This is a genomic window from Okeania sp. SIO2C2 (genome assembly GCF_010692625.1).
GTDB classification, from domain to species: domain Bacteria; phylum Cyanobacteriota; class Cyanobacteriia; order Cyanobacteriales; family Microcoleaceae; genus Okeania; species Okeania hirsuta.
In genome coordinates, this window is record NZ_JAAHGM010000019.1 from 19643 (window position 1) to 43947 (window position 24305).

Below are 24305 nucleotides of genomic sequence, written 5' to 3' on the forward strand. Positions count from 1 at the left end.
TATAAGACTATTTATTCCTGTATAGCAATACGCAAATAGGTTAGGACATTGATAAATACTCAAACTCTGTCAGGGATTATTTCTGACTTCTGTACGTTGCCAATTGTACGTTGCCAATCCGGTGGTTCCCCTATGCGCGTAGCGCTATATTTCCAGATCCGGTGTTCTCTGTTCCCTAAAACAATAAAACCTTGTACTTCATCAACTCGATAACTGCTGTAATTAATCCTATTTTTGGGGTGCATCTCATATTTGCAAAAATACTTTTTTCCTATATATTCCCTGTTCCCTGTTCCCTGTTGCCTGTTCCCTGATGAACTGTTGCCTAAAAGCGATAAATTTTTGGCTTTATTCTTGCATTGAGATGCACCCTATTTTTGTGCTGTCACTTCAATAATTTCTGTATCCATAATCATCTTACTATTACTGACTAAATCTTCGTGTTTATTGGTATTTAGAGTAACAGTTATTTTATTGTTGCCTGGGTCTAAATTTCCTAGATAATACCAATTGCTATAAATTCTAGTAATTTTTTTGTCATTGATATATAAATGAGCATGACCTTCATTAGGGTTACTACTTTGATTTACTGTTTCTGGGGCAAACTTAAAATTAGTTAGCTTCAACTCTAAATTCCATCCTTTCATAGTATCCTTATAAGCAACTAAATCAACTTTAGGAACTGGTTTATCTGCTGGAATTTCTATTTTTTTATGACTATGACTCATACCTCCGTGAGACTCATCAGCAATTAGATCGTTACTAGAAGAATGAACTGTCTTAGCAATTCCTAATCCCACAGTTAAAATAAATATTACTGATGTTAGTTTTAATATTTTTTTCATTCTTCTCTTTCCTTTATTTTATGATTTTTAATTTTGGTGTTGCTGATTCTAGGTATGATTTGATAATTTTGTATTTTGTATTTTGGATTGTTTGAATTACTTGTTAATATTAACTGTTCCCTGTTCCCAATTAAGTGTTGCCTATTCCCTATAAATCTATTTTCATACCTTAATTCAGCAATGCCTTAATTTTTTTTATGATGGGTAAAAGTAGTGAAAATGTCAAAAGACAAGCTGTCATACTTAAAAATTTAGGACGTAGGAAATATTTTCAGCACAAATTATATTATGTCCGTCTTAGTAGTTATAGCACTACAAGAATTGGTTAAGACATTTTTCAATCTTGTTAGCGGAGGGTTCCCGCAGGAAAAAACCTTTTTATAATTTGCTCTTTCCTGTTATCTGTTCCCTATTTCCTATTCCCTATTTCACTAAAAGGAGAATATAAATTGAATAATATTAACAAACTCAAAGCTATAGAATTATTTTCTGGAATTGGTGGATTTTGTTTAGGAATGAAAGCTGCAAATATTGAAACTATTTGGGCTAATGATATTAACGAACTTTGCTGTCAGGTTTATCAAAGTAATTTTGGTAATGACTCAATAGTATTAGGTGATATTAATAAAATTCAGATATCAAAAATTCCCGAACATGATATTTTAACTGCTGGTTTTCCCTGTCAACCATTTAGTCAAGCTGGCAAAAAAATGGGAATTAGAGATAAAGTTAGAGGAACACTTTTTGAGCGGATTATTGAAATTATCCAAGCCAAACAACCCCAATATTTTTTATTAGAAAATGTCAAAAGAATTTTAACAATGGAAAAGGGGTATCATTTCCGAATAATTTTAAATGCTCTAGCTGCATTAGATTATTTTATTTAATGGCGAATTATTAACCCAATAAATTTTGGTATTCCTCAAAATAGAGACAGAATTTTTATTTTTGGTACTAGAGTAAAATCAACACAAAAAATACTCGATTTAGAAAAATTTTCTGTATTTTTAACAGAGAATGATATTGACAGTTTACCCTGGAATAAAAATAGCGAAATAGAAACATTTATGCAGCCCATTATTCATGGTACTAGCAAAAATTATCACTGGGGTATTGCGTATAAAAATAAATTTTATAGTCAATCTTTACCTTTAATGCTTGATATCAAACCCAGAAAAAAACTCAAAGATATTCTGCAACATGAGTTAGAAATAAATACACAATTTGATTTTACTTCTGAAACTCTTGAAAGAATCAAACAGAGCAAAATTGTTAATAGATATTGCAACGGTGTTGAAATATTATATAACCAGGGTGGAGGAGCGCGTCTTGGCTATACTATCTTCGGTATTAATGGGGTTACTTCCACATTAACTGCCTCTACTTCTAGACATTTTAAAATATCTATCAAATATAGCAGAAGGAAGAAGGAAGAAGGAAGAAGGAAGAAGGAAGAAGGAAGAAGAAAAAATATTGCTTTGTCTGAATTTTAGGCTTTTAATATGTCCTAACCTTTCCTTCGACTGCAATAACAGGTCATTTCAGTTATCAGTTATCAGTTAGCCTACTCCGGAGGAACTGCGGACTTCAGTAACTCTGCAATAAGGAGGCAAGAAAATACGGAATTCTCTTTTTTTTATCCCCAATGATACCCGCTCTAAAAGCACATCATTAAATAAACTCAAGATTATCAATTTGAAAATATCTAGAAAGATGCAAAAATGAAAATATCTAAATAGGATTTGCTGATTTTTTCCAAGCAAGTCATAAATAAACAAAGGAAAATCCCACAAAAATTATTCAATTATTGCTAAATCAAAAGCAATAAAATACAAAAACTTGCCAAATAAAAATAGTTGTGTATTAATAACTAAAATATCCCGAATAAATAAATGACTTATGCTAGAAATTAGTGACTTATTTGATGAAAACCTTTATCTAGATGTTAATCCCGAAATTGCAGAAGCAGTAAACAATGGCATCGTACAAAGCGGCTTCGACCACTTTATTCGCTTCGGTCAATTTGAAGGGCGAGACCCCAGTATTTTTTTTGATACTAACTTTTATTTAACCAATAATCCAGATGTTGCTGCCTTAGTTCAACAAAACTCAATCACTCCCATTCAACATTTTATTCAAGTCGGTCAATTTGAAAATCTCGATCCTAATTCTCAATTTAATACCGATATTTATCTCCAAACAAATCCAGGTGTTGCTGATGCAGTTCAACAAAACTTATTAACTGCCATCGAACATTTCGTTAATTTTGGTATTGCTGAAAATAGATTATTTTCCCAAAATTTTATCGGCATAATATTTGATGTAGTTGTCACCAGTGCAGCTAATAATGGTAACGATGCAGCAATTCGTTTTGATGGTTTAACTGGTCGATTAATTGGTGAATTTCCTAATGGTGGAGAATTAACCGACCCCAGGGATATTGTACAAGAAATTGATGGGTCTAGTACTGTTTTAATTAATGGTGGAAATGACAATGTTTTACGCTTCGATGCCACTACAGGAAACTTCATTGAAACATTTATAGAATTTCCCGAATTAAATGGTGGCGGTGCAGTTTTTGGACCAGATAATAATTATTATGTAGGGGCGCGATCGCTAGGTTCAATTGTACGTTTCAACGGTCAAACTGGAGATTTTATTGATGAGTTTATTCCCTCAGAATTAGTAGATTTTCCCAGAGGTTTTGTATTTGGTTCCGATGGCAATTTTTACTTAGGAAATGGTGCCGACCCAGCAACAGGTGGTGGCGGTGGAACAGTCATTCAATATGATGGTCTTACGGGTCAAGTATTGAATCCTAATTTTGTCAATGACCCTGAATTAAGTCCCCTAGATGTGATTAATGGTCTGGATGGCAATATCTATGTCAGCAGTGAATTTCCTTTTGGTCAGGATGATTCGGTAGCTAGTGTTCGCGTGTATGATGTTGAGACAGGAGCGTTGTTAGATGTACTTGATGCCGGTTTAGATGCAGAGGGAGTGCCAATATTGGATGCCCCAAGAGGGTTAGGTTTTGGACCAGATGGTAATCTCTATGCTAGTAGCACTGGTACTGGTAGTGTGGTTCGTTTTGATGGTGCAACGGGTGACTTTATAGATGTGTTTATTGAGTTTCCTCAGTTGAATGGTCAAGCATTAAATTTCGTTCCTGCGGAAAATTAAGCTATCTAATTAGTTATGATACAGTAGGTTGGGTTAAGCGGGAGCGCAACCCAACAAATACCAAGTTGGACTTATACAAAGAAATTATATCAAATCCGGTAGCATTGGTGTAATTAGATAAAGAATGTGGAGACCCACCCCTAACCCCTCCCAAGAGGCGAATCTGGGGAGATCAAATCCCAGGAGGAGAATGTGGGGAGATCAAGAAAGATTTGGCAATGGCGCTTGTGATGTAACATTTTTTTATACCTAATTAACCAGATTTGATATTAGACTTGTCGCTTTATAACTTAAAAAATCCCCAAAAACTTTGTTCTGTAAGGATTGTAGCTATTGGCAACCAAAAAATCTTGGAATTATTGCTCTGTCTAGGTTGGAACGGTTTTTTCCCTCTATTTAGCGACAACTCTATTATATATAGTCAGGAAAAACTATGCGGACATAATCTAAGTTTTGCTAATGTCTTATCTATTAGACGTCTCCAGAAAAGAGGGAATAGGGAATAGGGAATAGAGAATAGGGAACAGGGAAGAATAATTGATAATTTATGGATAAGAATTGATTTGATTTTTGATTTTGGAGATGTCTATTGGGTTTTGTTATTCAACCCAACCTACATTAATGATATTAACTGTTATTTTTCACGATTAAATTTATGGTTATGGATGAGGGAGTAATAAAATATCAATGTCATTGGGTTAAAGACGAACCTGTGGCAAGCTATAGTATTACTGATTTAATGAAAAAGCGGGATTTCATGTACTCGTTAGGATTAATTGGCGTTTATGAAAATGGTATTGGTTTCGGTAATATCAGTCAGAGAATAAATAACTCAAATCAGTTTATTATTACTGGCACTCAAACCGCCCATTTAGAAACTTTAGGACCAGAATATTACACGGTAGTTACTGATTTTAATATTGAGGAAAATAGCCTAACTTGTTGCGGACCTGTCAAAGCTTCTTCTGAATCTTTAACTCATGCTGCTATATATTATTATCAACCAGAAATTATGGGTATTATTCATATTCATAATTCTCAGCTTTGGCAAGAACTCATGTATAAAGTTCCTACTTCTAATCAAGAAGTGCCTTATGGTACTCCACAAATGGCAAAAGAAATATTTCGTTTGTTTGATGAGGAGAAGTTAGGAGTAGAAAAAATATTAGTAATGGCAGGTCACGAAGATGGGATAATTTCTTTTGGGAAAGATTTAGATGAAGTTGCTAATATTTTGTTAATTTTGATCGGACATCTCTAGAAAAGAGGAAGTAGGGCAGTAGGGAAGTTCCATGCAACGTCCGAGAGCGAGAAGTAAACATAAGAATAATTAACAATAACTGGGGTGCTAAATTTAATCTCGCCCTACTTCCCTACTCCCCACCCTCTTTAATCTAATTACACCGATGCTACCGGATTTAATATCATGTCCGGTAGTATCGGAGCGTGTATAAAATTAAGGTGACACTCTTGAGAAAACCTTCTGCCTCCTGCCTCCTGCCTCCTGCCTTCCTTCCACCAAAGTCTAATTATTCAAACGGACATGATATGATATAACTCCTGAGTCCTAAGTCCTGACTCCTGACTCCTGACTCCTAAAGACTTATCCATACCCACTATGTTGACGAATCTCTGGAGGATGAAAAGCAAGTACAATTCTATGCTTCGGTACTCCAGCACCAACAAGTTCATCCGTAGTACCATCTTCAATACCATCGTAGTGAATCCAAATTTTATCATTGCGGATTTCAGCATGGACAATAGTACCATATACACGGCAACTATCCTCCCATCCTTCATGGACTAACAGAAAATGGTTGCGATCGCTACTAAACCTAACATTCCCATTGTGCTTGTAACTGATCCTGTGGTTATTGAGGCGATCGCTCTTTTCTATCGATCAATACCTGAAGTACATTTGTATTATGTCGCATTATTGCGATATACGCAATAAAAAAGAAGCAAGATGTTAACTCGGAGGTCGATCTCTCAAAAAGAGTGATCGCTCTTTTCTATCAACCAATACCTGAAACACATTTGTATTATACCAAATCCGGGTATAAAAAGAGGTTTTTTCTATTCACAAATCCTATGTATAGCAAAAGCTACAACTTTTTAAAGTACCTTATTGCTAAGGCGGATTTGGTATTATTTCGTATTATTGCGTATGTCGCAATAAAAGAGAACGAATGCCTAACCCACCCAAGACAAACAGACCTAATATTGAACTGGGTTCGGGAACAGATTCTGGTAATTCTGGATTGTCTATGGGTGTGATTTGACTCCCTGGATCGAAGCTCGTACCTATACCTATATGTCCAATTTTGTTGGGACTGTATGAAAATAGATTTTCATATATATTGATGGTGCGGTTGCGACTGTTTCCTGTTCCCTGCTATACGAACAATATAAACTTGACAACATGAATCAATATCAAATATAGTTAAAGACGCTCAAAACTATAGATTAAAAGGAGTCAAATATGAGTGGTGGAAAAAGCCTCCAACCGACAAAATATGCCGAACATCGGTATAAGATCAGTGCACCAATTGATTTTGATGTGGCAGTGAACTACGGTGGTGCATTAATGGGGATCGCTGGAGCAGATGGCGAATTAGCAGAAAAAGAATTCCAGTGGTATATTGATGAACAAGAACTTTTGTTCGTAGACTCTACGGAGTACATTGAAACGCTACGCAAATTCGATTGGAAAAATTCTAGCATTGAGGATATGTTGAGTGGTATCAAGTACGATTTTCCTCTTAATTTTCGCCGTTCCATGTTATACCAAGCGATTAAGATGAGTCGAGCTGATGGAGTTTACCAAGAAAAAGAAAAAGCTGCTGTGGCTAAAGCAGCAGAAATTTTGGGAATTGACCGTAGCATGGTTATTAGCATTGAGTCATTAGCTGAAATGGAAGAAGCGAGCGAGCGACTGCGACTTGCTTTATTTGAAACGGAAGTTTAATTCTTCTTTAAACCTGTTTATAGAGGATTTTGATATGTCGATCTTATGGGTAAGTATATCAAAATCCTCAATTGTGTTTTAGAGTTAGTCTAACTGCATTCATAGTTTGACGGCAGATAATATCGATCATTTTTTCATATTGCGATTACATTCAAGATTGCTGCTCTATAAAACTGACACAAAGCGTCACATAACGTAACAAATTGATGTTTACTTCCTGCTTCTACTGAGGCCGTCGGCGGTTACTCATCCACAGGCATTCACGGTCGAACCAACCGCATCTCTCAAATTAATACTGGCGTTTAAATCTCTGTCTATTGACAAGCCACATTCAGGGCAGTCATAAGTCCTTACATTTAAGGGCAGATCTTGAACATGACCACAGTTAGAACAAGTCTTTGATGATGGAAAAAACCTATCAACTATTGCTAACTCAGAACCGTACCACTGTGTTTTATATTCTAGCTGTCGCCTGAACTCATAAAAGCCTTGGTCTGCTATTGATTTAGCTAGCTTATGGTTAGCTAACATTCCACTAACGTTTAAATTTTCTATGACAATAGTGCCGTGGTTCAAGGCTTGCGTATGTTGTCAATTTATGAAGTGCATCTTTACGGATGTTAGCTACTTTTGCGTGTAGCTTGGCAATTTTGAGTTGTGAAGAACGCCAATTAGCTGAACCAATTTCTTTATTCCGGTTTAGATATTGTAGTTGGGAAAGCTTTGCTTCAAACTGGCGGTATGACTTGACGATGCGCAAAAACTTTTCCATCACTTAATGTAGCTAAGGTTTTAATGCCTAAATCTACACCTACAACTTCAGTAGTTTTTGGTGTTGGATATTGAGTAAATTCATAACTCAAACTTAAGTACCAATCACCTGCGTGTCTACTAATAGTTATCTTTTTAGTTGTTGCTTCAATGGGTTCATAAGTTTTTATCCATCCGATGAAAGGTAATTTATGATTCCATCCATTTAACTCTATTGGTTTTCCAGAATTATCAATTGTGTTTGCGTAGCATTCCGAAGGAAAAGAATTAGACCTACTTTTCTTCTTAAACTTTGGATGTTTACCTAACCCTTGTTTGCGTTTGCGTAGCATCCCGTAGGGAAGCATTCCGCAGGAAAAGAATCTTTTAAATGCTTCACCTAACCCTTGTTTGCGAAGCATTCCGAAGGAAAAGCGTATTGATAAACTTTAGATGAAAGATTTTTCATCCAGGGATAGAGTGGTTTTGTGTGATTGGTAAACACCTCTCTTAGCTTACGTTTGCGCAGCATTCCGCAGGAAGCATTTGGCTTGTAACCATCTTTATATGCCTGATTCCATAAACTCAAACCCCAGTTATAACACCATCTGCTATAACCTGCGTGTTGAGCCATCAGAGTTTTCTGCTTATTATTAAGTTTCAGCTTTGTTAATCATGGATTTCATATATGGGTGAGTGCAACCTGCCTAAAAATATGCTTCTTAACGCATTATATCGTTATTCTCTGATTAAGTCAATGCTCTCAAGAATATCTATATAGAATGAGTATAGCGCTACGCGCAAGTCAAAAGTCAGAGGTAGTTCTGCATAGTAATGGTAATATATTCAAATAGGTTAATAAAGTTAAGTTTGTGGAGATCAATTGTCCTGAGTGCCAGTCTACTAAAATCATTAAATATGGACATACCCACGATGGTAAACCTCGTTTCCGTTGTACTCATTTTGGGCGACAGTTTGTAGAAAATCCTAGCCGAGGATCTATGGATGAAGCAACAAGAATCATGATTGATCAAATGTTGCTCTTATAGAACCCCTAAACGGATCTATTTAAAAATAGAGAAGGAGATGGGGAGATGGGGACCCACCCCTAACCCCGACCGTGGAGGGGAATTTGGGGAGATGGGGAGATGAGAGTATTTTTCTACCTGCAAGGGAAGCTACCAGGTTTGCTATTGAGCGACGCGGGGTCTCATCCGCTTTTTCCCCATTCTCGTTCCTGAATTTCCACAACTTCCTCAGGCTGAGGACGGAAGCCAAAAGCACATACCGCGTCCAAAGATACACTCAGGGGTTCTATAAAGAGCCGATAATATTGTCGGTAATTTGAGCAATATTTTGGCCTTGACTTTCTCCTAATAATCCCGCCAAATCCAAGGCGAAATCCTTTTTTTTCAGCTTTGGTTTTGAATACATCATCAAATTTTTGACACCACTTTTGAAACCATGGCGGTAAGGCAGACAAGGTTGTTTGTTTGAGCAGCTATCAAATTTAGGTAAGAACCATAATATATCATAATTTTCACCTCAGAGACTGCATTTTTTTTTGAAAGTCCAGCTAATATCATGTCCATTGATATCGTTTGTGTAAAAGTTAGCGTGAATATCTACAGGAAATTTAAGTTTTTTTTCTTGCTCAATTGCCTGTTGCCTGTTGCCTGTTGCCTGTTGCCTGTTGCCTGTTGCCTGTTGCCTGTTGCCTGTTGCCTGTTGCCTACCTTTGCTATACAATACCGATGCTACCGGACATGATATAAAGCCCAACTACAAACAAATGTATTGCTGTAGTAGATAAAAACAATGAGTTTACAAACAACTGATTTAATGTTAATCGCTGATGGAGAAGCAGCACCTGTGGAGGCCAAAATTCCACCACGAAAACCAAAATTTTATGACACATTTAATTATATAGCTAACCCCGATCGCTTCTGTCGTCAAAACTTCAAAAAATATGGTCCTATATTTAAAACAAGTGTTTTTGGTGGAACGACAGTATTTGTAGGGAGTGTCTCAGCAATTAAAATGGCCTTCAACGGAGACCAGAAATATACAGAAATTGCGCTACCAGCAACTACAATGGAGATGTTTGGCGAGTACAGTCTATTTCAACGTCCTGACTTACATCGTCAACGAAAAACAGCACTAGCTCCTGGTTTGACTGGTGCAACATTGGAAGGATATGCAACTCACATTAATAATATTATTGCTCAAGGCATCAAAACATGGGCGAATAGAAAAATTCAGCTATATCCAGAAGTGGAGAAAATTAGTTTTGATATACTCACACCTCTATTGTTAGGAATTAGCTTAAATGACTCCGTTCCAAAAACTTTTGAGGGGTTGCCAATTTCCTCTAAAGCGGAATTAAAAGCTTTATACAAAACGTACTTTGATGGTTTTTATGGATTGCTCAAATGGAAATCTCCTCTCACAACATTCGGTCGTGGAATTAAAGCACGGGTAAAATTGATTGAGTTTATGGATGCTGTCATCAAACGGCGACTAGCGGAAAATGAAAAGATTAACCCGACTCAAGATTTCCTGTCAATGATGTTAGCTAGTCAGCAGGAAGACCCAGATGGAGTATTTAGCGATATTTTGATTAAAAATCAATGTCTTTTGCAATTGTGGGCATCTCATTACGAAATTTCAGGGTTTATCTCTTCCTTAATATATCAACTTGGCAAGCATCCACAAATATTACAACGATTACGACAGGAACAGGTACAAATATTAGGAGAAAATAACAACTTTAGCCAGTTTTCACCAGAAGATTTGAAACAGATGATTTTTCTGGAAGCTTCCATTAAAGAAACTCTCCGCACTTTACCGCCAAGTTCTACTGCTAGTCGTCGGTTAACTCAATCTGTTGTACTCGATGGTGTTCTCTACCGGAAAGGTTGGACTTTGATTGCAGAACCTAGAATTGCTCATATTATGCCTGAATATTTTCAGCAACCAGAGAAATTCGATCCGAGTCGTTTTTTGCCGGAACGTGGTGAGGGTAAGATGTATGAATTTATCCCTTTCGGCGGTGGTGTTCACGCTTGTTTGGGAGCGCAGATGGCAATATTAGTTAGCAAAGTGTTTGTATCTCATTTACTACAAATGTTTGATTGGCAACTGATGGGAGAACCAAGGTTTGTTCAATTTCCCCTGAAGAAAATTAAAGATGATTATCAAATAGAGATTAAATCTATAGCAGGGAATAGGGAACAGGGAACAGGGAACAGGGAACAGTAGGAAAAATTTTTCTATTTCTAAAGTTCATCATCAGTCTATGTCAAATACCAACTCATTCTTTGCTATAAATATGCAAATATTAGTATCAGTATTGTTTCTAGGTATCTGCTTTTTTCTCGGCGCTCTCCCACTCACTGGTTTAATAGTTAAAACTCTGGCAAATATCGACCTCAGAAAAGTCGGTACGGGTAATGTTAGTGTGGCAGCAGCGTTTACTCACGCGCCGAAACCAGTGGCAATAACAGCAGTATTAGCAGAAATAGTTAGAGGTATCGCGCCAGTTTTAGTAGCAAAAGTGTTATTTCCAGAGATTTTTACCTTACAGTTAGTAGGATTAATTTTGTTAGTCGCAGGTAGATATTTTATTGCTAAAGGTGGGGGTGTGACTAATGCTAGTTGGGGAGTTTTGGTTTATTCTCCTATGGTGGCATTGGGTTCGGGAATTACAGGATTATTAATATTAGTAATAGGAAAAAAAATATTTCCTCAAAAAAATCAAAATATCCGACAATGGGCAGCTCGTCTGGGATGTCTCAGTAGTTTTTTCTGGGTATTATTATTTCGCCAGGACGCATCTTTTTTTGAAGTTTTTGCATTATTAGGATTAGCAATTCTATTAGTAGTAATAAATCTGAGGCAAAGTGATGATATGGCTTTAAAGAAACAAATTATATTTTCTCTCGATAATCAACTAGATACCAAAGTATGTGGTGAGAAAGCAGCTAGATTAGCTCAATTGAAAAAAGCTGGTTTTAATGTTGTTAAAGGTTTTGTTTTACCTGCAACTGAAGTAGGGAGTCGAGGCAATTGGAATAAGGAAGTTAATTCTTCATTACCTACTATCAACTCTCCTTTACCGAAGCTGGATAAAATGTCTATTAATTTTCCCCTAATTGTTCGTTCTTCTGCTGTGGGGGAAGATAGTGATAATAGTTCTGCTGCCGGACAATATCAAACTATTTATCCGGTGAAAAATCAAACGGAATTATTAGAAGCAATTAATATTTGTCGTCAATCTTATTGGTTGCCAGAAGCTGTTGCTTATCGTCGGCAAAGAGAAATTCCTGATGCGGAAATGGCAGTATTAATTCAGCCTTATATTATTAGTCAAGTTGCTGGAGTAATGTTTACTCGTAATCCTTTAGATGGTGGTGCAAAAATAATTATTGAAGCTCTGCCAGGAGGTGCAGAAAAAGTTGTGGGTGGGCAGTTTAGTCCGGTACATTTAGAAATTGTTGAAGAAGGAAGAGGGAAGAAGGAAGAGGGAAAAAGGCATCCCCCCTTGCCCCCCTTTGAAAGGGGGGAGGAAGAAGGAAAAGGGAAAAACTGGATTGTGACTCAAACTTCAACCAATTTTAACCCTGTAGGCGACGGCGAATTAAACCTAAAAGAAAAAGATAAAAATCAATCTTTAGAGCAAGTAAAAAATCAGGATATTTTACCTGAAAAAATTATTCAAGAATTGGTAAATCAAGCAGAGGCTATAGAAGTCTTTTTTCATGGTTTACCCCAGGATATTGAATGGTGTTGGGATGGTGAAAAAATTTGGATTTTACAAAGTCGCCCCATTACTAATCTCAGACCAATTTGGACGCGAACTATTGCAGCAGAGGTAATTCCTGGGGCAATTCATCCTTTAACTTGGTCGATAAATCGTCCTTTGACTTGTGGAGTTTGGGGAGAAATTTTTACTATTGTTTTAGGGGAAAAGGTAGCAAAATTAGATTTTACTGAAACGGCAACTTTGCTCGGTTCCCATGCTTATTTTAATGCTACTTTGTTAGGGGAAATTTTTAGAATGATGGGATTGCCGGAGCAGGGTTTAGAGTTTTTATTACGAGGGCAAAAAATGGGAAAACCGCCTTTAGGAAAAGTGTTGCCTTCTTTGCCTGGTTTATGGCGGTTGATTAAAAAAGAAATGGCAGTTGACCGAGAGTTTGAACGGGACTATTATCAAATTTTTATTCCCACTCTACAAATTTTAGAAAATAATTTAAAACAAAATTCGTCTCAGTCTTTATCAGAATTATTAGACCAAGCAGAACAAATTCAAGCATGGTTAAAACCGATTACTTTTTATAATATTTTGGGTCCTATAGGTTTGGCAATTAGGCGATCGCTCTTCCGTGTTTCTGAGGAATGGTTGCCTACTGATACTGCACCGGAAATTGTTTCAATTAGAGAATTACAAAAATTAGCAGTTAAGTTAAAAATGGCAACTAATTATGATGGGGAAATAGAGGCAGAGTTTGAGCAAAATCAGGAATTACAAAGGGAGTTTCAGCAATGGTTGAAAAGTTATGGTTATTTGAGTGAAGTTGGTACGGATATTGCTGTAGCAACTTGGGGAGAAAAGCCGGATAATTTCCGTGAGTTATTATTTGCAATGGCTCGGAAAGGTGAGGGGGAAAAAGATAATTTTAAAGAGAGTTTTTCGGTAAGGTCTTTAAACTTGTGGCAGAGGTGGCGACTGGCGCAATGTGCAAAACGTGCGAGAACTAAGGGGAAAATTGCTGAGGTTTATGGGAAATTTTTGGCTTATTTACGACTGACGTTTTTAGCAATAGAAATAAAAGTCAAAAGTCAAAAGTCAAAAGTCAAAAGTGATGAGCGACAAGAAAATTTAGAAGTTAAAAGTCAAAAGTCAAAAGTCAAAAATGATGACTTACAAGAAAATCTAGAGGTTTTTGAAGAAAAGGGTGATATTTTTTATTTGGAATTTGAGGAAATTCGGCAATGGATTTTAACAGTAGGTTGGGTTGAGGAACGAAACCCAACAAAAGAATCCCTCCTAACCCCCCTTGAGAAGGAGGGGATGTTTAGCGATCGCCTCCTTGATCGGGCAGGAATGTTTAGCGATCGCCTGCTTGGACAACTTATCTGTGAAAGAAAGGAACAGTTGGAAAAAGACCGCGATCGCCAAATTCCCCAGGTAGTTTATGGGAATGTATTACCCCAAGAAAGTCAGGAAACTATTTATACTGAGGAAAATGTTTCTATTTTACAAGGGATACCAGGGAGTGTTGGTTGTGTGGAAGGTTATGTCAAGGTTTGTGGGAGTTTAGAAGTAAATCTACCTGAGTCGGAAAATCTAATTATAGTTGTGCCTTATACGGATGCAGGTTGGGCACCTTTGTTGTTGAGGGCAAAGGGTATTATTGCTGAAGTGGGGGGGCAATTATCCCACGGAGCTATTATTGCGCGGGAGTATGGCATTCCAGCAGTAATGAATGTTTCTGGAGCGATGACTCGTTTACAGGATGGGCAAAAAGTTAGGGTTGATGGGTATCGGGGAACGGTGGAATTTATTTAATCAGGAGTCAGGAGTCAGGAGTCAGGAGTCAGGAGGGAAGAGTTGAAAAGGCAGGGCGATCGCCTATTTCCTTCAGATATATCTGGAATCTGCTGTAATATTACTTCGTTACTTCTTCCTTCTTACTTCTATCCCAGGAACTTTTTGATAGATTAATTCAATCTGATAATTAAAATCTAAACTAGCAAAGTTAACTTTTTCTCCCCCACTATAAGTCTGAGAAATCCAAATTCCTTGTTCATTTTTCCGAAAACATTCTATACTCATCTCAGACTGACTAACTAATACATATTCTTGTAAACTTGTAGCTGTTTGATAATCGGTAAATTTGCCTCCTCTATCAAATTTAGCTGTGCTTGGAGACAAAATTTCTATGATTAAAGAAGGATAAAGAATAAAGTCTTCATTTGAACTTAAATCCCGTTCATCACAAGTTACTACCACATCAGGATAATAATAACAGTTAGCTTCTTCTAGTCGAACTTTAATATTCAAAGGAAGTACAAGACAGTCATTATCCAGAAGATGATTTCCCAATAATGCGCCTAAATTACCAGCAATAATAACATGGGGCAAAGAAACCCCTACTCTTGCATAAATTTTGCCTCGTCTATACTCATGTTTAATCGGACTTTGTCGCTCTCCTGCTAAATAGTCTTCTGGAGAAAAATAGAGTTGATTTGGGTTAGCTATCATTGGGTTTTAGTTTGCTATTGAGACTGTTATATTATATAATATTAGCTATGTTTAATCAAAAAAATTGATAATTAGAGATAGTTTTCATTATTCATTATCCATTAATTATGATTGCAATTAAAAACTCTCAATATCTTACCGAAAAATTGTGGTCTAAAGCCTCCCCTTTTAAGAGGAGAAAAAAAGAGAATACCCCTGATGCCAAGCCTCCTTATTCCACGAGGTACTGATAACTGATAACTGATAACTGATAACTGATAACTGAAATGACTCCCCAAGAATATTTGGAATGGGAAGAAAAACAACCGATTAAATATGAATATATTGACGGTGAAGTTATAGCCATGACTGGGGGTACTATTCCCCACAGTGAGATTGTCGCTAATCTGACAACAGCATTAAAAAATCATTTGCGCGGGAAAGGTTGTAAGGTCTTAGTGGCAGATGCAAAAGTGGAAATATCTGAGCAAGGACCATTTTTTTATCCTGATGTAATGGTTAGTTGTGATGAACGAGATAAAAAGGCAATAAAAGTGATTAAATATCCTTGTTTAATTATTGAGGTTTTATCTCCAGGAACAGAATCTTTTGACAGAGGAAAAAAAATTCAAAATTATCGTCGCATTTCTACTTTGAAAGAATATGTTTTGGTCAGTGCTAATGAAATAATGCTTGAATGTTTTCGGTTGAATGAAAAGGGAGTGTGGGAGTTTTATTCTTATTTGGAAGGGGATAATATTGAGTTGAAAAGTGTTAATTTGAGTTGTCCTATAGATTTAATTTATGAGGATGTGTTTTTAGGGGAATAATTGTCAGAAAAGTTAGCGATCGCCAATTTCAGTTATCAGTTCATCAAGTGTAGGTTTGGTTGAGGAACGAAACCCAATAATAGGGTTTACTGAAAAAAGCAGAGTGTGGGAAGAGGAGAAAGCCAAAGCGATCGCCTATTTCCCTCAAAGAAAATTGATTTGAAATTACCTAATTTCAACCATTCTCTAAAGATTATTTTTCCATGTCTGATATTATTTACAAGCTCCTTTCATCAGATAAGTTTTCTTGATAAATAATCCCGTCATTTTTAGATAAATTTAGCTATTAGCAAAAGATTTTAATCCTTAGCTATACCAGGAACTTTTTGATAGATTAATTCAATCTGATAATTAAAATCTACACTGGCAAAGTTAACTTTTTCTCCCCTGCTATAAGTTTGAGAAATCCAAATTCCTTGTTCATTTTTACGAAAACATTCTATGCTCATCTGAGACTGACTAACTAATACATATTCTTGTAAACTTGTAGCTGTTTGATAATCAACAAATTTGCCTCCTCTATCAAAGTTGGCTGTGCTTGGAGACAAAATTTCTATGATTAAAGACGGATAACGAATAAAGTCTTCAGTTGAACTTAAATCCCGTTCATCACAAGTTACTGCCACATCAGGATAATAATAACAGTTAGCTTCTTCAAGTCGAACTTTAATATCGGAAGGAAGTACAATACAGTCATTATCAAGAAGATGATTGCCCAATAATCTGACTAAATTACTAGCAATAATAACGTGGGGTTTCTTTGCCCCTACCATTGCATAAATTTGGCCTCGTCTATACTCATGTTTAATCGGACTTTGTCGCTCTCCTGCTAAATAGTCTTCTGGAGAAACATAGAATTGATTTTGGTTAGCTATCATTGGGTTTGACTCTCCTATTTTTACTGTTATATTATATCATAATTATAGTTGGAAAGAGCGATCGCCTCTGAATCATTGGAACGCCTATTTTCCTCAGAGAAAATTGATTTTAAATTACCATTATTCAACTATTCTCTAAAGAGAATTTCTCCATGTATGATATTATTAGCAAACTAATTTTATCAGATAATTCCTCTTGTCTTTTTTCCCTGAGAACTTTCTGTAAAAAATCTCGATAGTTTTTCTGAAAAGTTTGAGTATTGGGATGTTCTGTTCCTAGCAGTTGCGTTATTATCTTCAATGCTTCTAGAAACAAAGGTTCGGCTTCTGTGTATCGCCCTTGAGAGTAGTAGAGATATGCCAGATTGTTGAGAATCGTAGCAACAGATGGATGTTCTGCTCCTAGAAGTCGCTTTTTCATTTCCAAAGCTTGTTGATACAAAGGTTCTGATTCTGTGTATCGCCCTTGGGAATCGTAGAGTCCTGCCAGATTGTTGAGACTCATAGCAACATCAGGATGTTCTGCTCCTAGGAGTCGCTTTCTCATTTCCAAAGCTTGTTGATACAAAGGTTCTGCTTCTGTGTATCGCCCTTGAGAGTAGTAGAGATTTGCCAGATTGTTGAGATTCATAGCAACATCAGGATGTGAAGAGCCTAAGACTTGCTTATACATCTCCAATGCTTCCAGTAATAAGGGTTCTGCTTCTATATATTGCCCTTGGTAGTAGTAGAGTAGTGCCATATCGTTGAGAATCATGGCAATATTAGGATGTGAAGAGCCTAAGACTTGCTTATACATCTCCAATGCTTCTAAATACAAACGTTCTGCTTCTTTGTATCGCCCTTGGAAGCGGTAGAGATTTGCCAAATTGTTGAGACTCATGGCAACATGAGGATGTGAAGAGCCTAGCAGTTGCTTAAACATCTCCAATGCTTGTAGATACAAAGGTTCTGCTTCTGTGTATCGCCCTTGATAGTAGTAGAGATTTGCCAGATTGTTGAGATTGGTGGCAGTCTCAGGGTGTGAATATCCTAGCAGTTGCTTACACATCTCCAAAGCTTGTTGATACAAAGGTTCTGCTTCTATATATCGTCCTTGGGATTCGTAGAGTAGTGCCAGACCATTGAGACTCATGGCAGTCTCAGGGTGTGAATATCCTAGCAGTTGCTTATACATCTCCAATGCTTGTAGATACAAAGGTTCTGCTTCTTTATATCGCCCTTGAGAGTAGTAGAGACTTGCCATATCCTTCAAACTCGTGGCAATATCAGGATGGGAAGAACCTAGCAGTTGCTTTTTCATCTCCAATGCTTCCAGTAACAACGGTTCTGTTTCTGTGTATCGCCCTTGAGAGTTGTAGAGATTTGCCAGATTGTTGAGATTGGTGGCAGTCTCAGGGTGTGAAGAGCCTAAAAGTTGCTTGTACATCTTCAATGCTTCTTTATGCAGGGGTTCTGCTTTTGTATATTGCCCTTGACAATAGTAGAGATTTGCCAGATTGTTGAGAGTGGTGGCAATATCGGGATGTGAAGAGCCTAGCAGTTGCTTACACATCTCCAACGCTTCTAGATACAAAGGTTCTGCTTCTGTATATTGCCCTTGAAAATAGTAGAGATTTGCCAGATTGTTAATACTGGTGGCAACATGAGGATGTGAAGAGCCTAGCAATTGCTTAAACATCTCCAAAGCTTGTTGATACAAAGGTTTTGCCTCTGTGTATTGCCCTTGAGAACAGTAGAGATTTGCCAGCTCATTGAGACTAGCAGCAACACCTAGATTCTCAGGTCCTAAACGACTACGAGTAATATCTAAGCATTGCTGATACCAAGGCTCTGCTAATTCATATAATCCCTGACCTTGATAAAATCTGCCAAGGCCGACGAACGGCCAGATTAAATCTTCATCCCCAATCCACTGTTCCATCTCAGTAGCTGTCTCAGCCAAGTGAGGAATAGACAAAGCTAGTTCTTCTATCTCTGTTTTTACTGGAGTCTGAGGAATTTTTTTTGCTTCCACCACCATACCCCGACAAAACTGATACCTCAACTCCTCTACTTCCTCCATCTTCTCCAACTTTTCTCGGAAATATCGACGTACTAATTGATGTAATTGAAAAGTTTCCTCCGCAGTCTGTTGAATCAAGTTTAAATCCAACAAACTATCTTCCCTAACATCCTCCCAAACGCTTATAAATTCTTCCTCCTGACTTTCACCTCCAGACAAACACTGTTCCACCAAACTCCAAGGAATAGGAGCTAAAGCAAACATACTCAAGAAACAACCCAAATACCTAGCTCTCTCATCCAACTCCTGCCAACTTAATTCCAAAGCAGCTTCCACTCCTCTTTTTGCTGTCATTTCTCCCGATGGTTTCTGTAGTGCAGGCAAATCTAAAGCTAGTTTCTCCAACTCCCGTATCATTCTTGCCAACTTCCACCCAGATCGCCTCTTGAGAAAACGTCCCACCAATTCCAACCCCAAAGGTAAATATCCCAACCACTGACAGAGTTGTTTAGCCTCCTCTCTTTGCTCTGCCACGCGAGACTCACCAATCAACGCCGCCAACAACTCCAAGGCAGCACCCTCATCCAATACTTCCAAACGCAAATTTTCAAAAGATTCAGACAACCAATATCTGCGGGTAGTAATTAGCAACTTGAAACGCTTTTCCTGTGGAGGTAAATAACCTGCAATTTCCTCATACTTATCCACATCATCCAAAATAATTAGCACATCTCCCGCAGGTTGCCAGTTTGCCCAACAAAAGTCAAGCCTCTGTTCTAAATCCCAATTTTCTGCGGGAAATAGCCCTAGTTGAGTCTGGGCAAAATCTAATAACTGTTCTACAACACTCCTTTCCCGAACCCCTATCCAGCAAATGCCACCAGGATAAATCAACTCCCTTTTAGATAAGAGAGCGTACTGGAGTGCCAATTCTGTCTTGCCTACTCCTGCCATCCCCGTGACTACTGCGGTGATGGAAACTCGCTCCTTTTCCTGAAGTTGGTCATGTAATGTTTTGAGGTCTCCATCTCTACCGACAAATTTGACAGCACCAGTGCGTAGTTTATTCAGGTTATTAGGAAATTTTGCTGGCTCCCCCTTCCTTGGCAGTCCTTTTGTTTTTGTGTCAAAATAATTATTTTCATTTATTGTATGAGCAATCTTTAAGTTTTCAATTTTTCCCTCATTGACACCTACACCAATACCTACACCATAATTTTTATTGATATCAACAACTTTTTTATCTCCACTATTTTCTGACATATTTGTATCTCTTTTAATTTAGAATTTGGCATTTTTAGGACTTACGCATAACCACCAAAAATAGTAAGGGTTAACGGCCGTTAACCCCTACAAATGGTCTATAATTTCATCTTTTGCCTAAGTCCTGATTTTATTTAATTTGTTTATTCTTTTGCCAATCTTCCAACGCTCCAATAATAAAACTACTAGCAGGGTGATTAAGTAATTGTTCAACAGCAGCAACTCCACCAGCTTTTATAGCATTAAATATTCTTTTTGCCTTAGTTGGATTATTATCAATTTGTGTAATTACTTCTGTAGCAATTTTCATTCTACCCGCTGTTGTATCCGATTGATAAGTTTCATCTAGTTGCTCTAGTATTTCTTGAATATCTTTTGCTGCCTCTGCTAAATCTTGCTGCTGAAATTCATTAATTGTATGAGCAGACTTGAAGCTTTTAATTTCTCCCTTGTTGATACCTACACCAATACCTACACCATAATTTTTATTGATATCAACAACTTTATCTCCAGTATTTTCTGACATATTTGTATCTCCTTAATTACTATTTTAATTATTTCCAAAAAATCTATTGTGATTTAAGTTTAACGCAACAAGAAGTTAAAAGTAAAAAGAAATATTTTATAGGTTTAAAGCCTCAACTGAGACACTCAAAACCTCAACAGCGCAACAACAACTAAATTAATAATGCGTTACCGAATAATTAAGGTTTAAAACCTCTCCTTTAAAGGAGAAAAAAGACAAAATTTCCCTTAAGCGTCAATCCTCTTTTTTTCAAGGAGAAGTAATTATTAATTATTAATTATTAATTATTAATTGTTGCTCAACCTACCTTTCTCAAATTCTGTTCATTGTAAACGATACCTAAATTATTGAAAATAATTTCCCAGTAGAGAGGATAACTTTCCTTAGTATATACTTCTTGCGCTCTAACAAAACAAGCGATCGCCTGTTCGAGATTATCTTGTCTATCTCCTGTTATCCTGTCGAGATAAGCATTTCCCAGATTATTTTGAGTAGTTGCCCAGTCTGTAGGAAACTGTTCGCGAGTACGTACTTTGAGAGCCAAATTATAACAAGCGATCGCCTGTTCAATATTTTCCTGTTGCTCTCCTGCAATACGGTCGTGGTAAGCGCTACCCAGATTATTTTGAATACTGGCCCATTCTTGAGGTAGCTTTTCTAGAGTTCTGACTTTTAAAGCTTTCTGATAACAATTAATCGCATTCTCTAAGTTTTCTATTCTTTTCCCCATGCTACGTTGTTGATAGGCATTACCAAGATTATTGTTAGTGCTTGCCCATGCTTCAGGTAATGTAGAGTAAGTCCTAACTTGAAGTGCTTGATCATAGCAAGCGATCGCCAATTCGATATTTTCTTCTGAGTTTCCGACAGTACGTTTGTGGTAGCTAGTACCCAAATTATTTTGGATAGTTGCCCAAGTTACCGGAAATTGTTGACGGGATAAAACTTGTAGAGCATTTTCATAACCTGCAATTGCTATTTCTACGTTATTACTTTGATTGCCAAAAGGAAACTGTAAAATCAGGTTACTCAAATTAACAATATCTAGAGCAATATTTTGTGCTAATTGAGGCTCCATTTTGGGGAAATTTTCCCCAGGCCAAGTTCGTAGCACTGTTAGGAAATTTTGATTCAGCTTATCTTGATTATATTCTAGTAAAGAATACACCGCTTCAGGTTTTCCTTCATTGTCTGAGATTACTTGTAAAATTTGCATGAGGAAATTTCGATATATTTCTCGATCTACAGGTTGGGAAGCATAATCTAAGTTAGTCTCTAACATTATCGCCAAATTTTGCAACCATTGAGCATTCAAGTTATCCATTTTGTCATTCGTTTGTGCTATTTGTTTCATTACTTGAACTAATTTACGGTCTATCAAGTTTTGATTAGCTTGCAAAATTTTATTTTCATCACCACTAGGGCAAACTAATAAAGATTGAATGAGACCAACATAACTAGAGATATTTTGTTGATTCATGATTTTTTCCTCAGAGCTTTTTTCTAGGCACAATTACTTTGGTGTCTAGTAGACATATTGTTTTTCTATTTGAAATAAATGCTTACCCTGATGAAAAACTTTTATAGCAGTGGCAGGAAAGGGCGCGGAAATATCAAAAGCTTAAAACTCAGACAACGCCAGATTTTTTCTTCTGCTATAAATAATTGAAATATTAATCATTATTGTAGCATCCTGATTTAATTTGTAAACATACCTTTGAAGGAAATACGCAACAAATAATCAAGTATATAAAGATTTCCTGTAGAGAAAGAGCTACATTTTTATTTGCTCATTTTCAGAGAAATTTGAGTATTCAAAATTTTGTATGTACCATTTTTTGATTAAGTTGTGTTTAATAAAAGATTAAAGATTACTGTAGGGTGGGTTAAGTAGAAATAATTTCCCACAATACAATTATAAGTTCAAAATTATAGCAGGGAACAGGGAACTGTGAGAAAAAGATTTTCCTGTCTAAAGGTTCATTATCAACATAAGTCCTAACCAACTCGTTCCTTGCTATAGCCAATTTTCCAGAAAATTTTATATCTCAATATTTAACCTTATTTATGTATACTTCCTTTGATCAGAAATTGTTTCCGTAAAACTTAAAATTTGGAACCAAAAAATTTTAATAAAGTTGATGAATTTTTGTTTTATAGCAAAGAAAAAGTTGGTGAAGACATCTCAAAAGCTTAAAAATCTGGCGTTGTCTGATTTTTCCTTCTCTCCCAGAAAACTAAAGCCTTCTTCATTTCTTCTGTTATAAATTATAACTTTTGTGCACCAAGTGGCCTAACTTATACTTAACTTGGCCAATATTATCAAACTTATTGCTATTGCTACAGTATTTCATACTTTAGAGACAAAGTGATGATAATCTATTCCAAAACACTATATTTAATGGCCAGTTGCTCTTAACAACCTTTTAGAACAGCTTTGCTCGAAGCAGGCAAAAGAAAGGAGACCTCCTTATACTAATTCACTTAAAAAATGTCACAAATAGTTGGTAGCTGATGAAGTCAAATAATAGACTGAAATTACTGTACAGTAGAAGTTTTAAGTACCTAAAATATCACTTCTAACTTCTGAGTTCTGACTTCTGACTTTAGTGAAACGGTATTAATACCCTCTGCTTTTTTGAAATTTTTTTGACACCCCCTAGGAGAAATATCTGTCCAATGACAAAATTAATTATTCAAATTCCTTGTTACAACGAAGAAGAGTCTTTAGGAGTAACTCTTGCGGCTTTACCTAGAAAGTTAGCAGGAGTAGAAATTATCCAATGGTTAATCATCAATAATGGTAGTCAAGACCGAACAGTTGAAGTTGCCAAAGAACATGGGGTAGACCATATTGTGAATTTCCCCACTAACCAAGGTTTAGCAAAAGCATTTATGGCAGGTCTAGAAGCTAGTCTAAAAGCAGGAACAGATATTATTGTGAATACTGATGCTGATAATCAATATTGTGCTGATGATATACCCTACTTAGTTCAACCTATTATTTGGGGTCAGGCAGAAATTTTAGTTGGGGAGAGACCAATTTGCCAAACTAAACACTTTTCTCGTACTAAAAAATTACTTCAAAAATTAGGTAGTTGGGTAGTAAGAATAGCTAGTAATACAAATATTCCTGATGCACCTAGTGGGTTTCGTGCTTTTAGTCGAGAAACTGCCATGCAACTTAATGTTTTTAATGCCTATACTTACACCCTAGAAAAAATTATTCAAGCAGGGCAAAAAGGTATGGTAATAATATCAGTTCCTATCAGAACAAATAATGTATTACGACCTTCCTAACTGTTAAGAAGTCCCCCTCCCTATGTGTTGCGATCGCTCTTTACTATCCTCATATTTTTTTTACTTGACCGAATAATTAAGGTTTAAAGCCTTTTCTTGAAAGGATAAAAAAGAAAAAATTTTCCTTTTAGTCAATCCTCTCCTTTGAAAGTATAGGTAATTATTAATTATTAATTATTAATTCTTGAAAACCCCCTACGTTTTTTCTTAATTTTAGGAAGTGTACCATTTAGTTTTGGAGTAATTTCTGGTATCCGTTGGTTATTTTTCTTGTTTAGTGGATATGAAAAAACTAGGGTTCCAACTTTGATTTTAGCAACAATTTTAATCTTAGTCTGATTTCAATTATGGTTGTTAGGTTTAATAGCAGATTTAATGGCAGCAAATCGCATAATTATGGAAGAAATTCAAGTAAGAATGCGAAAACAAGATTGTCAAAATAAGAAAGAGGGAAGAGTTTATTAATGGATAATGGATAATGGATAATGGATAATGGATAATGGATAAT

Annotated in this window: 20 protein-coding genes and 3 pseudogenes; 11 read left to right on the forward strand and 12 right to left on the reverse strand. The window is 36.5% G+C overall.

Translation table 11 applies throughout. The features are described 5' to 3' along the window. Positions 1-59: 59 nt before the first annotated feature. A complete protein-coding gene (locus F6K18_RS17205) occupies positions 60-245 on the reverse strand; it encodes a hypothetical protein (protein WP_287522450.1) in 186 nt (61 codons plus the stop codon). A 126-nt stretch (positions 246-371) separates the two neighbouring features. Beyond that, on the reverse strand, positions 372-845 hold the full coding sequence (locus F6K18_RS17210) for a hypothetical protein (RefSeq protein WP_287522452.1): 474 nt from the start codon (positions 843-845) through the stop codon (positions 372-374). Positions 846-1294: 449 nt separating this feature from the next. On the opposite strand from F6K18_RS17210, the pseudogene F6K18_RS17215 reads away from it, so the two are divergent. From F6K18_RS17215 to F6K18_RS17230, 4 genes and pseudogenes are all read left to right on the forward strand, one after another. Next, positions 1295-2338, forward strand: a pseudogene (locus F6K18_RS17215) (DNA cytosine methyltransferase). A gap of 406 nt (positions 2339-2744) precedes the next feature. Continuing rightward, positions 2745-4028: a hypothetical protein gene (locus F6K18_RS17220; RefSeq protein WP_287522454.1), complete on the forward strand. Its 1284-nt coding sequence runs from the start codon at positions 2745-2747 to the stop codon at positions 4026-4028. Positions 4029-4152: 124 nt separating this feature from the next. Further along, positions 4153-4281 (forward strand): hypothetical protein, encoded by a 129-nt coding sequence (locus tag F6K18_RS17225; RefSeq protein WP_287300902.1) that lies wholly within the window; start codon positions 4153-4155, stop codon positions 4279-4281. Positions 4282-4683: 402 nt separating this feature from the next. After that, positions 4684-5289 carry a class II aldolase/adducin family protein gene (locus F6K18_RS17230; protein WP_287522456.1) on the forward strand — a complete coding sequence of 202 codons (606 nt, stop codon included), beginning with the start codon at positions 4684-4686 and terminating at the stop codon, positions 5287-5289. A gap of 342 nt (positions 5290-5631) precedes the next feature. Here the strand turns inward: F6K18_RS17230 and F6K18_RS17235 are convergent, their stop codons facing one another. Beyond that, positions 5632-5892 (reverse strand): XisI protein, encoded by a 261-nt coding sequence (locus F6K18_RS17235; protein WP_353735102.1) that lies wholly within the window; start codon positions 5890-5892, stop codon positions 5632-5634. Here F6K18_RS17235 and F6K18_RS17240 point away from each other — a divergent pair. Next, positions 5842-5982: a hypothetical protein gene (locus F6K18_RS17240; RefSeq protein ID WP_287522458.1), complete on the forward strand. Its 141-nt coding sequence runs from the start codon at positions 5842-5844 to the stop codon at positions 5980-5982. The genes F6K18_RS17235 and F6K18_RS17240 overlap by 51 nt on opposite strands. A 204-nt stretch (positions 5983-6186) precedes the next feature. Here the strand turns inward: F6K18_RS17240 and F6K18_RS36675 are convergent, their stop codons facing one another. Beyond that, complete coding sequence (locus F6K18_RS36675; RefSeq protein ID WP_353735103.1) at positions 6187-6393, reverse strand: PEP-CTERM sorting domain-containing protein; 207 nt, start codon at positions 6391-6393, stop codon at positions 6187-6189. A gap of 195 nt (positions 6394-6588) precedes the next feature. Here F6K18_RS36675 and F6K18_RS17245 point away from each other — a divergent pair, with 195 nt between their 5' ends. Then, the gene (locus F6K18_RS17245) at positions 6589-6996 is read left to right on the forward strand and encodes a TerB family tellurite resistance protein (RefSeq protein ID WP_287522459.1); all 408 of its coding nucleotides are present in this window, start codon (positions 6589-6591) and stop codon (positions 6994-6996) included. Between the two features lie 246 nt (positions 6997-7242). Here the strand turns inward: F6K18_RS17245 and F6K18_RS17250 are convergent. Continuing rightward, positions 7243-8380: pseudogene (locus tag F6K18_RS17250) on the reverse strand (RNA-guided endonuclease InsQ/TnpB family protein). Between the two features lie 238 nt (positions 8381-8618). Between F6K18_RS17250 and F6K18_RS36680 the strand changes: the two are divergent. Further along, a complete protein-coding gene (locus F6K18_RS36680) occupies positions 8619-8795 on the forward strand; it encodes an IS1 family transposase (RefSeq protein WP_353735098.1) in 177 nt (58 codons plus the stop codon). A 161-nt stretch (positions 8796-8956) separates the two neighbouring features. Here the strand turns inward: F6K18_RS36680 and F6K18_RS17255 are convergent, their stop codons facing one another. Both F6K18_RS17255 and F6K18_RS17260 read right to left on the reverse strand, forming a co-directional pair. After that, positions 8957-9229 carry a hypothetical protein gene (locus F6K18_RS17255; RefSeq protein WP_287522461.1) on the reverse strand — a complete coding sequence of 91 codons (273 nt, stop codon included), beginning with the start codon at positions 9227-9229 and terminating at the stop codon, positions 8957-8959. 62 nt (positions 9230-9291) lie between these two features. Then, positions 9292-9528 (reverse strand): hypothetical protein, encoded by a 237-nt coding sequence (locus F6K18_RS17260; RefSeq protein ID WP_287522463.1) that lies wholly within the window; start codon positions 9526-9528, stop codon positions 9292-9294. A 36-nt stretch (positions 9529-9564) separates the two neighbouring features. Between F6K18_RS17260 and F6K18_RS17265 the strand changes: the two genes are divergently transcribed. Both F6K18_RS17265 and F6K18_RS17270 read left to right on the forward strand, forming a co-directional pair. Further along, the gene (locus F6K18_RS17265) at positions 9565-11007 is read left to right on the forward strand and encodes a cytochrome P450 (protein ID WP_287242593.1); all 1443 of its coding nucleotides are present in this window, start codon (positions 9565-9567) and stop codon (positions 11005-11007) included. Positions 11008-11077: 70 nt separating this feature from the next. Further along, positions 11078-14320, forward strand: coding sequence for a glycerol-3-phosphate acyltransferase (locus F6K18_RS17270; protein ID WP_353735099.1), 3243 nt, complete (start codon positions 11078-11080; stop codon positions 14318-14320). Between the two features lie 108 nt (positions 14321-14428). Here the strand turns inward: F6K18_RS17270 and F6K18_RS17275 are convergent, their stop codons facing one another. Beyond that, positions 14429-15016 carry a Uma2 family endonuclease gene (locus tag F6K18_RS17275; protein ID WP_287522466.1) on the reverse strand — a complete coding sequence of 196 codons (588 nt, stop codon included), beginning with the start codon at positions 15014-15016 and terminating at the stop codon, positions 14429-14431. Between the two features lie 266 nt (positions 15017-15282). Between F6K18_RS17275 and F6K18_RS17280 the strand changes: the two genes are divergently transcribed. Continuing rightward, positions 15283-15825: a Uma2 family endonuclease gene (locus tag F6K18_RS17280; protein ID WP_287522468.1), complete on the forward strand. Its 543-nt coding sequence runs from the start codon at positions 15283-15285 to the stop codon at positions 15823-15825. A 299-nt stretch (positions 15826-16124) separates the two neighbouring features. On the opposite strand, the gene F6K18_RS17285 is transcribed toward F6K18_RS17280, so the two are convergent. From F6K18_RS17285 to F6K18_RS17300, 4 genes are all read right to left on the reverse strand, one after another. After that, entirely contained in the window at positions 16125-16703 is a 579-nt protein-coding gene (locus tag F6K18_RS17285; RefSeq protein WP_287522469.1) for a Uma2 family endonuclease, read from the reverse strand. Positions 16704-16827: 124 nt separating this feature from the next. Beyond that, complete coding sequence (fxsT, locus tag F6K18_RS17290; RefSeq protein WP_287522471.1) at positions 16828-19971, reverse strand: FxSxx-COOH system tetratricopeptide repeat protein; 3144 nt, start codon at positions 19969-19971, stop codon at positions 16828-16830. 130 nt (positions 19972-20101) lie between these two features. Beyond that, the gene (locus F6K18_RS17295; RefSeq protein ID WP_287522472.1) at positions 20102-20497 is read right to left on the reverse strand and encodes a hypothetical protein; all 396 of its coding nucleotides are present in this window, start codon (positions 20495-20497) and stop codon (positions 20102-20104) included. A 298-nt stretch (positions 20498-20795) separates the two neighbouring features. After that, positions 20796-21977 carry a tetratricopeptide repeat protein gene (locus tag F6K18_RS17300; protein WP_287522474.1) on the reverse strand — a complete coding sequence of 394 codons (1182 nt, stop codon included), beginning with the start codon at positions 21975-21977 and terminating at the stop codon, positions 20796-20798. A gap of 1199 nt (positions 21978-23176) precedes the next feature. Between F6K18_RS17300 and F6K18_RS17305 the strand changes: the two are divergent. Beyond that, positions 23177-23878, forward strand: a pseudogene (locus F6K18_RS17305) (glycosyltransferase family 2 protein); the annotation flags it as partial. Positions 23879-24305: the final 427 nt, after the last annotated feature.